The 13,328-nt window shown below is 41.6% G+C and carries 10 protein-coding genes and 2 tRNA genes; 4 read left to right on the forward strand and 8 right to left on the reverse strand.

What is annotated here, in order from left to right; genetic code table 11:
• The first annotated feature begins 17 nt into the window (after window positions 1-17).
• Window positions 18-476 (forward strand): aspartyl protease family protein, encoded by a 459-nt coding sequence (locus RMZ43_RS21460; RefSeq protein ID WP_322655679.1) that lies wholly within the window; start codon window positions 18-20, stop codon window positions 474-476.
• Between the two features lie 114 nt (window positions 477-590).
• Here RMZ43_RS21460 and RMZ43_RS21465 read toward each other — a convergent pair whose 3' ends face one another.
• Entirely contained in the window at window positions 591-2,951 is a 2,361-nt protein-coding gene (locus RMZ43_RS21465) for a serine/threonine-protein kinase (RefSeq protein ID WP_322655680.1), read from the reverse strand.
• A 739-nt stretch (window positions 2,952-3,690) separates the two neighbouring features.
• On the opposite strand from RMZ43_RS21465, the gene RMZ43_RS21470 reads away from it, so the two are divergent.
• Both RMZ43_RS21470 and RMZ43_RS21475 read left to right on the forward strand, forming a co-directional pair.
• Entirely contained in the window at window positions 3,691-4,212 is a 522-nt protein-coding gene (locus RMZ43_RS21470; RefSeq protein WP_041565194.1) for an NYN domain-containing protein, read from the forward strand.
• Window positions 4,213-4,307: 95 nt separating this feature from the next.
• Window positions 4,308-5,912, forward strand: a complete 1,605-nt coding sequence (locus RMZ43_RS21475) for a 2-isopropylmalate synthase (RefSeq protein WP_322647115.1) — start codon at window positions 4,308-4,310, stop codon at window positions 5,910-5,912.
• Between the two features lie 171 nt (window positions 5,913-6,083).
• Here RMZ43_RS21475 and gorA read toward each other — a convergent pair whose 3' ends face one another.
• From gorA to RMZ43_RS21510, 7 genes are all read right to left on the reverse strand, one after another.
• Window positions 6,084-7,430, reverse strand: coding sequence for a glutathione-disulfide reductase (gorA, locus tag RMZ43_RS21480; protein ID WP_322647114.1), 1,347 nt, complete (start codon window positions 7,428-7,430; stop codon window positions 6,084-6,086).
• A 639-nt stretch (window positions 7,431-8,069) separates the two neighbouring features.
• Window positions 8,070-8,738, reverse strand: coding sequence for a DUF3105 domain-containing protein (locus RMZ43_RS21485; RefSeq protein ID WP_322647113.1), 669 nt, complete (start codon window positions 8,736-8,738; stop codon window positions 8,070-8,072).
• Between the two features lie 422 nt (window positions 8,739-9,160).
• On the reverse strand, window positions 9,161-9,463 hold the full coding sequence (locus tag RMZ43_RS21490; RefSeq protein WP_322647112.1) for a LysM peptidoglycan-binding domain-containing protein: 303 nt from the start codon (window positions 9,461-9,463) through the stop codon (window positions 9,161-9,163).
• A 616-nt stretch (window positions 9,464-10,079) separates the two neighbouring features.
• Window positions 10,080-10,295 (reverse strand): hypothetical protein, encoded by a 216-nt coding sequence (locus tag RMZ43_RS21495; RefSeq protein WP_322647110.1) that lies wholly within the window; start codon window positions 10,293-10,295, stop codon window positions 10,080-10,082.
• A 20-nt stretch (window positions 10,296-10,315) separates the two neighbouring features.
• Window positions 10,316-11,917 (reverse strand): TROVE domain-containing protein, encoded by a 1,602-nt coding sequence (locus RMZ43_RS21500; protein WP_322647109.1) that lies wholly within the window; start codon window positions 11,915-11,917, stop codon window positions 10,316-10,318.
• A gap of 37 nt (window positions 11,918-11,954) precedes the next feature.
• Window positions 11,955-12,076 (reverse strand) — tRNA-OTHER (locus RMZ43_RS21505).
• A gap of 60 nt (window positions 12,077-12,136) precedes the next feature.
• Window positions 12,137-12,266 (reverse strand) — tRNA-OTHER (locus RMZ43_RS21510).
• 323 nt (window positions 12,267-12,589) lie between these two features.
• Between RMZ43_RS21510 and RMZ43_RS21515 the strand changes: the two genes are divergently transcribed.
• A complete protein-coding gene (locus RMZ43_RS21515; protein WP_322647108.1) occupies window positions 12,590-13,318 on the forward strand; it encodes a hypothetical protein in 729 nt (242 codons plus the stop codon).
• Window positions 13,319-13,328: the final 10 nt, after the last annotated feature.

Here is a 13,328-nt window from a genome sequence, read left to right on the forward strand (position 1 = left end):
TTCAGGAGTTTGCTGAAATGGGTAAGCTGGTACTACCAAATCTTCAGGGTAAGCAAATGGGGCAAGTAATAGTTACCCTCACAGTCACGAATCGAATTGATCGAGTTTTGGCACAGCGAGGCTTTATTTCTCCAGAGGGAGTTCGCTCTTGTATTTTGGATAATGTTTTAGTTGATACGGGTGCAACTTTACTATATTTACCTGCTAGCATTATTATCCAACTAGGTTTAGTTCAAGGTGGAGAAGCCCAGGTAGAGACTGCGGCTGGAGTGCAGCAAGGGCGGATTTTCCGAGATGTGGAACTTAGTATTGAAGAACGTCAAGGAACCTTTGATTGTTTGGAACTCACAGAAGTACCTTATGCCCTTTTGGGTGTAACGCTAATGGAAGTTTTAGGGTTAGAGCCAGACCTTAAAAATCGGAAGTTGCGGATTTTGCCGATGAATTCTGAGCAAACTTATCTGAGTGTATTGTAAGCGATCGCTTATGTTTGGCGTAGTTTTTGGGTTGTCTGTGGTACCATCGCTCGTATTTTGCGATCGTTGAATAATTTGAAGACTTGGATTATGGGTAATTTGGCGAATATTATATCAAGTAGTTTCTGAGGATGCTTCTGAGCAAGATTTTGTGGAAGTGCCTAAGTCATCTAAAGTATTCATTAATGAGTCATTCTGTAGCATGGGGTATCTGGTTGGGAAGTTTAAAATATCATCAAAAGCTTTAAGCTCCTCAAGAGCCTCTGATGCAGACTGATATCGCTGTTTGAAGTCATCCAGCACCATTTTACTGAGGATCTTAGCGAAGGAGTGACTTACCTGAGTGCGTAGTTTATCGTCGTAGGCATTGCTCCATTTTATCTCTCCATCAGCATCTCTAGGTAGCTCACGAGGTGCCATACCAGTCAAAGCTTTAATCCCAACCATGCCGACTGCATAGATATCACTACTGTAATGGGGACGCCCAAAACATTGCTCGCTTGGTGCATAACCCTGAGTACCAATGCCAATGGTAAAGGGGCTTTGCTCTTGATGATCGAGCTGTTTTGTACTAACTTCTTTGACAGCCCCAAAATCAATCAAGATCAGTTTACCGTCTGAATGTCGGCGGATGATATTACTGGGCTTAATATCCCGGTGAATCACATTGTTTTTATGGACAAATGTTAATGTTTGCAATAAGTCCCTGACAATTCTGATCACTGCAATTTCTTCAATTGCTCTACCTGGTGGCAATTCCTGATTTAAAGGATGACCAATGATCTGTTCTTGTACTAAATAAAATTCTTCATCTTCTTCAAAATACGCCAAAAGCTGCGGAATTTGGGGGTGTGTTCCTAATTTTTCGAGTGTTTGCGCCTCTGAATTAAATAGGCGTCTGGCAAGTTGCAAAGCTTCTGGTTTGGTGTTAGCTGGTTTTAGTTGTTTGACAACACATCGCGGATTTCCAGGACGTTGGGTATCTTCGGCAATGTAGGTTTCACTAAATCCACCGGAACCGAGAACTTTGACAATTCTGTAGCGTCTAGCCAGGACTTTTCCTGATAAGGCTAAATCTCGTTGCTGGATTAGGTCTTGTAAATCATCTTGTTGGCTGATAATTTCTTGGACAACGGCGGAAGTTTTATATTTTTGAAAAATATCTACTAATTGGCGTTTTTTGATGCTTTCTCTGACTAATGAGGTTCCTAAGTAGGAAAATCCAATCATAGCGATCGCAATCATTGGTACAGTAGTGGGAAAAATTAACTGACTATGAACAAATAACCCATAACTAATTCCTGCCCAAGTACCAGACAGGGCGAAGCTATAGAGAAGTCTATTGATAGTACGCTTGCGTCTGCTAATCATTAAGGCTGTACTGCCAACTATAATTAGCACAAACAAACCTCGTAACGGTGGACTATTAATTGCTGAGGCGATCGCTTTACCTTGCATTAAAGTTGCGATCGCATTGGCGTGAATTTCTACGCCCGACATGGGTTTGGCGCTGTTGCTAGCAGCGACTGGATAATAATCATTGTGTAACTTATCTGTTGCACCAATCAGCACTATCTTGTCTTTGAAGACCTTTCCTTGCTGCAAATAGGTGTTCCAGTTTTCTGGGTCGAGTACATGCCAAAAGGGTATTTGCTCAAATGTACCCGCAGGCCCCCAAAAATGAATGCGATCGCCCTTTGGTCGGGGATAATTTACTTGTGCTGCTCTAATTGCTGCTTCATCAAAAGAAGGTAGCTTTTCTACCAAATTATCTTCAGCTAACAATTTAGAAAACTCACTTGCCAATCGATGAACTTTACCATCCGCCTCCAAGGGAAAATTAACTGAGCCAATGGACACTGACCCTGTATGAAACATCTCTTGTGGGTCAATCAGTTGCATAAAAGACCCTTGGTGCGTCTGGGAATTTTCGTAGACGGCTGCTAAAGTAACTTTGCTGCCATACTTTTGCAATACTGCCTGGAGTTGGCGATCGTCAGTAGCTCCATAACTACTTGGCGTGTCAAAAACGACATCTACCGCTACAGAACGGACACCTGCTTTGATTAACTTTGTGATTATCTGAGCATAAGCAGCTCGTTTATAAGGATAAGATTTCAGTGTTTCTAAGTAGGCATACTGTTTCGGATTTGTTTTATAGTACTGTGCGGGAACTGATATTGACTGATCGTCTATTGCTAAAATTACGATGTCTTCTGGAGGCAAAATCGGGCCGCGCACTTGAAAAAAGGCAGAAAGCGCCTTATTTTCCATCAATTGAACTAATTCTCCACCAGAAGCACTCAGCACTGCTGCACCCATTGCCAAACCACCAGCAAGGAGATGACCTAAGAGAACCATCCACCTAGACTGACGAGCTGATGCTGTTGATGTTACCTTTGTCGGTTTACTTGACAGTCTATTGGCAGCAGAGACATAGTTTTTAGTTAAGGTAGATGTAGGTTCTTCTGCCATATCATGTTACTGATTGATTTAAGTCCAACACTTTTATTTATTCAGACCACGTTTTAGTACAAGCACATTGAAATAATACTTAAATGACAATCTTATACATTTGTAAAGTATCTTCTATTTATCAACAAACTTTTATTGGCAAAGGTAGCCCCCAAAAGATTCCTACTCAGGTACTACCTGACTTATTATTTTTCTGTTGAATGAGTTACAACTAGTGATTGTCTCACAGATCATAGCCGGATATACTTCGTTTCTGTAGTTGGTTAGGGCGAGATTTTACCCTAACCTAACCAACAAGTATCCTCTTAACTAGAGTTTTACCAGAAGCTGTCCCAAGCTTGTCTTCTGTCTTTGGCGCAATATTGGTACTCCCCACAAAGCGTATCCTTATACTGAAAGCTAAACCTATAGATAGGGATCAACTTATATTCTACCCTAAGCCTATGCCATACCTCTTTAGGAGTAAAATTTAGTGTTATACCGTTATGAATGCTGTTACTACTTCAATTTTATTGGTAGATTTTGATCACAGGGTGGCTCTTGCAGTGCCGGAGGTGAATAAGGTTTAGCACCCAGGATCTCAACTCCAATGTTGCAGGCGTTTTTATGCCTTGAAAGAGGTAGGATAAAAGCTACAGATGAAGAGTTAGTTTATAGATATTAGCAAACAAGGCATTTGAAAATTGCTATAATCTATTGTTCCATCTAAATTCATATATATTATTAGGTGTAAATTTGTATGGGTTCTCCAATGAATCGTCTATCTATTTTTGTAGATGGAAACAATATGTTCTATGCTCAACAAAAAAATGGTTGGTTTTTTGACCCTCGACGAGTTTTAGAATACTTTAAACATGAGCAATCAGAAACAACATTAATTAATGCATTCTGGTACACTGGCTTAAAAGACCCTCAAGATCAACGAGGTTTTAGAGATGCTCTAATTAGTTTAGGATATACAGTTAGAACTAAAATTCTTAAAGAATATTATGATGATACCTCTGGTCGTTACTCGCAAAAAGCGAATTTAGATATTGAAATTGTTGTAGATATGTTTAATACAGTAGACCAATATGACCGAGTAGTATTATTCAGTGGCGATGGAGATTTTGAAAGAGCAATCGAACTATTACGTTCAAAAAATACACATATTACAGTAGTATCGACAGAGGGAATGATTGCTAGAGAACTACGAAATGCTACTGACAGATATATAGATTTAAATGATATCAGAGATCAAATAGAAAAAACAGAAGGTTAGTAGTCTTAGCAATTATTTACAAAAATAAGAGTAAAAGAAAAACTAAGGTTGAAGATATTTTGATACACAAGTAAAAATTAAACAACAAAACGTAAATGACAAACAAAACAGACCGAATCATCATTTTTGATACTACACTGCGAGATGGAGAGCAGTGTCCAGGAGCAACTCTGAATATAGACGAGAAGCTAGTTATTGCCAAGCAACTGGCACGTCTAGGTGTGGATATAATTGAGGCAGGCTTCGCCTTTGCTAGCCCTGGAGATTTTGAAGCAGTTAGCAAGATTGCCAAAATTGTTGGGACAGAAAATGGCCCGGTAATTTGTAGTTTGGCAAGAGCGATTAAAGCAGATATTGAAGCAGCCGCAGAAGCATTAAAACCAGCAGTTAACGCCAGAATTCACACGTTTATTTCCACTTCTGATATACATTTGGAATATCAGTTGCGGAAGTCACGGGCAGAAGTGCTAGCGATCGCCGAAGAAATGGTAGCTTATGCCAAGTCTTTTGTAACAGATGTAGAATTTTCGCCGATGGATGCGGCTCGTTCCGATCCAGAATTTCTTTACCAAGTGTTAGAGCGAACGATCGCAGCTGGTGCAACAACAGTTAACATTCCCGATACTGTTGGTTACACAACCCCTAGTGAGTTTGGCGCAATCATTAAAGGGATTATTGAAAATGTCCCCAACATCGACCAAGCAATTATTTCCGTTCACGGTCATAATGATTTAGGTTTAGCAGTTGCTAACTTCTTAGAAGCCGTGAAAAATGGCGCACGCCAACTAGAATGTACCATCAATGGTATTGGCGAACGTGCCGGAAATGCATCGCTAGAAGAATTAGTGATGGCGTTGCATGTACGGCGACAATATTTTAATCCCTTTTTGGGAAGACCAGAAGAATCTCAAGAATCTCTGACAAATATCGACACTCGGCAAATTTACAAAACCTCACGCTTAGTTTCCAATTTGACGGGAATGTTGGTACAACCAAATAAAGCGATCGTGGGGGCGAATGCCTTTGCTCATGAGTCTGGGATTCACCAAGATGGAGTGCTAAAAAATAAGCTCACCTACGAAATTATGGATGCCCAATTGATTGGCTTAACAGACAATCAAATAGTTTTGGGTAAACATTCAGGTAGAAATGCTTTCCGCACCCGATTGAAAGAATTGGGCTTTGAACTGTCAGATACTGAGTTAAATAAAGCATTCGTCAGATTCAAAGAAGTAGCAGATAAAAAGAAAGATATTTCTGATTGGGATTTGGAAGCGATCGTTAACGATGAAATCCAACAAGCACCCGATTTGTTCCGAGTAGAGTTAGTGCAAGTTTCCTGTGGTAGCAACGCCCGCCCCACTGCTACAGTCACCCTCCGCACCCCAGAAGGTGAAGAATTAACCGATGCTGCGATCGGTACTGGGCCAGTGGATGCAGTTTACAAAGCCATCAACCGTGTGGTGAATGTACCCAACGAGTTGATTGAGTTTTCTGTGCAGTCAGTAACAGCCGGGATTGATGCCATTGGAGAAGTAACGATTCGTTTACGTTATGAATCTAAAGTGTTTTCTGGTCATGCAGCGAACACAGATATCATCGTGGCATCCGCGCAAGCTTATGTAAATGCGCTCAATCGCCTGTATTCTGCATTGCACACTCAAGAAAAGCCAGAAGAAGTATCTGCACAGAAAGTCTGAGATCAGAATCCAAGCACTGCACCTTGTTTTTAGGATCAGCTAAAAAACTCCTCCTCGACTTTGGCGAGGAGTAAAGAACCCCACCTCGCCTGCTCTTAAGGACGGGGTGGGGTTCTTCGAGTTTAATAAGCAATTAAGCTGACATGATTTCACTCAGTTCTGCATCTAATTTTAATTTAACGACAAAAATTCTTCTCCTGTCGTGGGATGAATGCCTATCGTTTCATCCAAATCTTCCTTGGTAATGCCCTTGCGAATTCCTACACCCAGACTTTGAATGATATCTGCTGCATGTTCACCCACCATGTGAGCGCCCAAAACTTGCCCAGAATCACCATTTAACACTAACTTGATAGTGGTTGGCTCATCCTGTTCGATTAGCTGATACAACAGTGGTTGGAACTGGGTGCGGTAGCATTGTACAGATTCACCAAATTTTTCCCGTGCTTTCGCCTCTGTCATTCCCACACTAGCCGCTTCTGGACGGCAAAAAACAGCAGTGGGTACATAATCATAATTTAGTTTTTGCGCCTTGTTGCCAAAAACTGTATCTGCAAAGGCAATACCTTCTGCCTTAGCCACTGGAGTCAATTGGACGCGGCTGGTGCAGTCACCCACAGCAAAAATGTTTTCTTGGTTGGTGCGGCTGTATTCATCTACTTTGATTGCACCATCTTTGCCAAGTTCAACATGGGCATTTTCTAAACCAAGATTCTTGGTATTTGGAGCGTAACCTGTGGCAACTAAGATGGTATCTGCTGTAATTATTTCTTGCTTTTCACCAGTAATAGTTAACAACAAACACTCATCTGAGTATTTGATTTTAGCAACCGTCTTATTGGTGAATATCTTAATTCCGCGTTTAGTCAAACCCTGTTGTACAGCAGAGCAAATGTCATCATCAAACCCCGATAAAATCGTCCCGTCTCTTTCAATCATCGTCACTTCGCAGCCGAAAGCGTGCATCATGCTAGAAAATTCTACGCCAATGTAGCCGCCGCCAATAATTGCTAGACGTTTCGGCAGATAGGGTAGCTGAAACATCTCACGGGATGTGATAGCGTATTCGATACCTGGGATTTTGGGTTTGAGGGGTTGCCCTCCCACAGCAATTAAAATTTTGTCGGCTGTAACTTTGCGTCCATCAATATCGATCGTGTGGGTATCGATGAAAGTGACATGTTGAGAAATTAATTCAATTCCAGCTTTTTGCAATTGCTGAAAATAAGACTGATTAACCCTGTCAATATGCTGATGTACTGACTTAATAAATAATGTCCAGTCAAAGTATGTTTGACAGTCACTCCACCCATAACTGTGTGCTATCTGATTTTGCAGGGCGAAGTCAGCTGCGTAGACAATCAGTTTTTTCGGAACACAGCCGCGATTTACACAAGTCCCACCGACGGATTCTTGTTCAGCAACAGCGACACGTACACCGTAACTAGCTGCTTTTTTAGCTGCTGCCAATCCCCCAGGCCCAGCACCAATGACAAACAAATCGTAATCAAATGTCATAAAAATCTGTTCCTTTTTGACTTTTTGGAAAGCAGAGCTATTTCATACCTTATAATGATTCACACAAAACTTAATCTACTGTCTTTGGGTGGACAATTTGGGATGAAACCAGGCTGATATCTAGCAGATTGCCACATTAATAGCAATTACATCCAAAAGGAACAGCGTAGGCGTAGCCCGCCGTAGGCATCGCTCAATTCTTACTAATTTATATTACATTATGTTGTCAAAGAAGCATTTTGTCTATTCTACAAGGGATAGATGTTTGCGTAGGCGTAGCCCGTCGTAGACATTGCACTTGAAGCAACAGCCATCCGTAGAAAAATTGGAGATCCGTTGTTTGCAGATGATGGGGAATTAAAAAAACTTGCATTTTCTCTATATCCCGCCTTATTCCCAAGTGCTTAAAACTATTAATAGCTTGAGTTGACAATTGGCAGGCTTCCTGTGGACTAATTGCTCAAAGCAAAAAGAGCCACATCGCCTATAATACAGGCTAACGGCTCCAATACCGAGTTCATTGAGGTTTGAGTCACAAAATTTCGGTCTTCCCAAGCTTAGAAAAAGGATTTTTGGGATAAGTGAATCGAAGTTCTAGTTTCCACAGGATACCTCAATAGATAAATTCCCTTTATTGCCTTAGCCTGGACATAGCCCTTCTTGGCACTCAGGGCCGCGAACAATATGCGTATCATAAAAAACTTTTACGGCTGTAGAGTTGTAACGGTCAAGCTCCTGCAAGTAATTCCAAGCGGTAAGTGCAATTGCTGTGTCGAGGTTCTGCCGTGGTGTTAAGACAATACGTCCGTTAAAGTAGCTCAAAGATCGCGCCTGTTGCCGTAGCTCGGTCAACTCTTGATCTTTAATTTGCTTAGGGTTGTAGCTAATAATTACTCCACCATGTTCCAAATTATGTACTAAAAATCCATCGGCAGGCGGATCTTTGTATATACCCCACGCTGCTGGGTAGGGGTAGTGTGGCCCGGAGGTTGGTGGATTGGAGTTATAAGTGATTGAAGTACCTACTTCCACATGTTCTTGTCCCAAATCTGGGAAACGTATTCCTGGTAGTATTGTGCCAGGGTATATCCCTGGTAAGGGTGATTCAGGTGTTATTACTGAAAAGGGTTCAATTAAGCCCTTCCATTCTCGTATGGAATTCATCGTTGAAGTAGGAGTTGATGCGCTACTCGGTTGTGGGCGAGATTCATGAGTGTTCCCAGGCATATTTCCGAATAGTAAAGTTATGGCGATCGCGCAGACCACGCAGAGTACCAAGAAACCTGATTTAGCAAGTTTAATATTCATATAATTAAATTGGAAATGTACTACTAGAACACCATTCCGGTTGTGTTGTAAGAAATTTGAGAAGCAACATGGATGCTTGAACTATGCGTACAACATAGCTGGCATTTAAGAAAATTTTTGCAACACAACCAGGAAGGTGAACTACTTAGATAAAATACCCCTCTTCTGTCACTTTCCGGGAGGGCGATCGCTAGAAGCCTCATGAGGCAATCAATACAAGCTATACTATTAGAAAAAAATTGGTCTTGTATTTGTTATTAGAAAATAATCGCGCGATCACTTCATATACAAAAGCTCTAGAATTCAGAAATGGCAAAAGTTTTCGGAGAGTGACAGAAGAGGGATACAGCAGATTGCAACTTAGTGAGGTACAGATTATTGTAAAGGCACAACAATGTTGTGCCCCTACCTGTGTACCTCATTTACTTGAAAACGCTGTTACTCGGCGCGCAAGGGACATATAGTACCTGACCAGGTTTTATCAGGTTAGGATTTGATCCAATCTTGTCTCTATTGGCTTTGTAAATTTGGGGCCACTTTCTACTATCTCCACAATAATTGCTAGCTATTTTCGATAATGAGTCACCACGTTTTACTTTAACGTTCTGTCCTCCTCCTACGATCAAAGCTTGGGCTTCATCAGAGATTTCGCTTATATAGTTTTCAAAATCAGAAAATGATTTTGAATCAATAGGACGCAGATCAGCACTTTTGATAGTAGCCATTTTGTTTTCCTCTTAAGTTTATTTTAAATGGAATTAGCTGTATGTTTTCTAATTCCACTTCAATATTCTGGTATTGAATCTGTTTTTTCAAGAGGTTGCAACGCCTTTTTATAACATAAGTCAATGACTTATGTTTTTAGTTGTTAAAATAATATAAAATCCAACCTTTTTTATTTTTTCAACTCAAGGTAAGTAAGTCGGCAGAAAGCATTTATTTCGGAGGGTGTAATAGCCATGTGCGTTTAACCTGATTACCTCTGTTCGCTCTTTGATTTTTTGCGGTAGATCCCCAGTTTTCAGCTTTGATAGGCTGTTTGCTCAAGCTATGTAAAGCTTTGTAAAAACATAAAGAATTCAATGACTTTTGTTTCCAATAAGTAAGCATAGGTTAGCTGTAAAGGAGCAAAACAAACTTGTTTCCGTTACTAGTTATAATAGGCTAAATAGCTGTAGGGAAGCCAGCTCAGTACTTCCTTTGATTTAAGGCCAAAAAGTGAACTAATAGTAGTCGAATAATTGATGAGCGATCGCTATTTTATTTTGTGTTGTGCTTCTAATAAATTGCGCTCGCCTAGTTCGGGTGGGTGTGCGATCGCACATTGAAGACACCCTACTCTTACCCATCGTTGAAATAGAATAACGACCATTCAAAAATTAAATCGCTTTCTTCTTTACGTAAGGTAAAAATCAAACAAAGGCGGGTGCGGGGATTGAACCCGCTAATCCCCACAATGGTGGAGACGTAACCGATAACCTTAAATTCTTCGGCCCCGAAAGGCAAGTTGCGAACAAGGATAACCCGCCATGAAGTATGAAGGATAAAGTTTGTCATCCTTTACCCTTCAGCAATATCTACAACTCATCCGTAGCTAGCATCTGGATGATCCGAGGCGTACCCGGGTCGAATCCTGCCAAATCCCAAGACAGCGAATCTTCAGGATCTACTAAAGTAATTTGGTAAGGTGTCAAGGTGACATACACCGCCTTGACGTTAGGATTGACCTTTTTGCGGTACTTCTTCAGTGCTTGACTTGGATGTTTATATCCAGCCCAGCTTTCCGAGTCAGTCCAAAAGCAGACTAAATCTGCTTTAAAGTTATTTTTAATCATCCAGTCATAAGCTACAGATGCATCCGTTCCACCGAAGTTTTGGTTGCTAGCTTTGCGAACCGCAGAACTAAAACTATCTTTAGCAGTGATACCTAATTCCTTGAATTCGGTAGCAAAGCCGCGAATCATGTAGTTTTTCTCTGCTTTAGCTGTCACCAGTGCCATTGTGGTAGCAATTTCACAACAAGTTAGTCCCATATCTGCAACCAAGCTACCCATAGAACCAGAAACATCTACGGCGTGCATGAATACTTTACCTGTGGGTTGCACAACATCAAAAGACAGTTCAACCGCCTTTTCTAAAATGTCTACAATCCGAGGAACTGGATTCCAAGTTTTCTTACTGCGTCCTAATGTTCCACCAGATTTATAAGTTTTGAGTGCTTTCAAAACATCAATCGGATGGATGCGACCTTTACGCAGATGTTCTCTGCGATTAAGAACTGCTTCCACTTGCAGCAAATTAGCGTTTTCATCCGTTCGTAACACACCCAGTTCAGTTAAAGAACCCAAGTTACGTAACATTGCACCTATCGGCATTTCCTGAAATAGCAGCTGCCAAGCTTGCCGATCCATTTTGCCCACTGGTGCAGCCATTTCGTGGGTTAAGCGTCCTTGGGAAATAGCTTCATGAGTTTGGGTGGGATTCCGCTTGAGCCACTCATACCACCAAATCTGCGCCAATGCCTCTGAGGGGATGTCTGCTGGCAATTCTTCCCACCCTCTAACTACCCACTCAAATAGTTGACGGTGATTTTCTGTAGGCGGTTTGACATGGAACAACCGCAACGCATCTCGGTGGGAAAAGCCTTGACGCTGTTGATATTTCAACAGTTGATAAGCTAAACCCTTGACATCTTCCCTTGAGAGCCAAGTTTTACCAGCTTTCCGCACTACTTTGCCAAATCCCCGCAGAGATTTGGTGTAGTTCAACCATTCGTAGAAGTGGCTACCAGTGCGGACAATTTGCGGAAAGATTTCACCAAATGTCTGTTTTGCTTCTGGTGCTTCACCCATCGACAGCAGCACCAAAGCTAATATAGGCGCACTGTTATTGATGGCGCGTCCATCGCTAGCATACAAAATTTCTTCTGCTACACGGCTGGGATTTTCGGCAACAGCAAGTCTTACAACTTTCACAAAATCCTCAGTTAATTCTTGTTTACCAGCGTAGTAAGTGCTTTTTGCTGTGCCAACCAAAAGACAACGCCGCAACATCTTCCAAATGCCAGCATCAAACATCCAGCCGCCGGAACGTCCCTGACTCATCTCTGCTTCCCGTCCGGGGATAGGTTGATTTTGTGGTGTTGTAGTTTTCTTTTTAGTGAAAAAATTGTAATTCATCGTTTCATCTCCCGGCCCTTGCGGGCAAAAATGAAAGGTGGCGAAGCGGGAATCGAACCCGCGACCTCTCGAACCCAATTCGATAACCCTAATTCGTCGGCCTTTTCAGGCAAGGGGTGAATAAGGATGTTTAGCGCTCTACCTCTGAGCTACCCGCCACATGAAAATTTTGGATTTTAGATTTTGGATTTTGGATTGAATTTAGAATCTAAAATTAATTGGTGTAGTGGAGCGGGAGTTGAACCCGCGACCTCCCGCTTGGCAGGCGATAACCCTCAATTCGTCGGCCTTTTCAGGCAAGGGTTGAATAAGGATGTTTAGGCGCTCTAACCACTGAGCTACCCACCACATATCAAGTAAAGTTGACTTGTATTATTAATGTAATATACGTATTACAGATTGTCAAGGGGTTGGCAAGTTATTTTACAGAGTTCTTGGTTGAGTGAAAAACTCTCTTGTTTTTGCTAGTAAAAACTTTTGTGCGTAGTTTACCGCCGTAGGCATCGCAGACCAATCTTAGAGAAGTTGCAGATCCAAAAGGTTATAACAGTCACGATGGAAAAGTTTTGCCGACAAATTTGCTGCAACTTTGCCAAAAGATACAAAAAAGTGTCTCAATTTTTGCCAATATAGATAGTATTATTTCCCAAAATTCACTTGGCAAAAATCGGCATGAGTGAGAAACCCATAGAAGATAACGGCAAGGCTTTTCTCGTTCTACTTTTGCCCATCTCGTTCTTGATTATTTTCCTAGTTACCACTTGGAGATTTTTACTGGCGCTAATTGTGCTGGTAATTGGCTTCAAGCTTTGGCAGGAATATCAATGGCAACAGTGGACTCATCGAGTTAACCCAATTTTTCATCAGTTAGTTCGGGAAAATCAAGGCAGACTTACGCCAATGGACTTGGCAATGAGGGGCAATTTTCCTGGAACGACGGCAAAACGCTACTTGGATAGTAAAGCCTCGGAATTTGGCGCTAGTATAGTGAACTCCGAAGATGCGGGGCAGTCTTATTACTTTATAACTGCCAGCATTCTCGGTAATATTCTTGATAGTAGTGAGCCTGTTAAAGAACTTCCTACTCAACCAGTTACTAAAACTGCGCGATCGCTCCTAGTACCACCAACCCCACTAACCCCACAGGAGGAGGAACCAGAAACCGAATCACCACCACAGCCAACCCATGAGTCAGCTAAACAATCGCTGGAAAAACAGTTAATGTTTGGCTCTCTGATTCAATCTGAACTTGCCAAACGGCTCAATGTCTATTCCAGCACGGTTTATAAACGGCGAAACGATCCAGAGTTTCCTGAATGGAGCCGCAGCAGAGACCCTGATGGTATTGCCTGGTCATTCTCGGAAAAAACTAAAGAGTTTTTCCCAGTGGAAGAAGGGTAAAACAATTCGC

This window comes from Nostoc sp. CmiVER01 (assembly GCF_034531135.2).
Taxonomy (GTDB): Bacteria; Cyanobacteriota; Cyanobacteriia; order Cyanobacteriales; family Nostocaceae; genus Nostoc.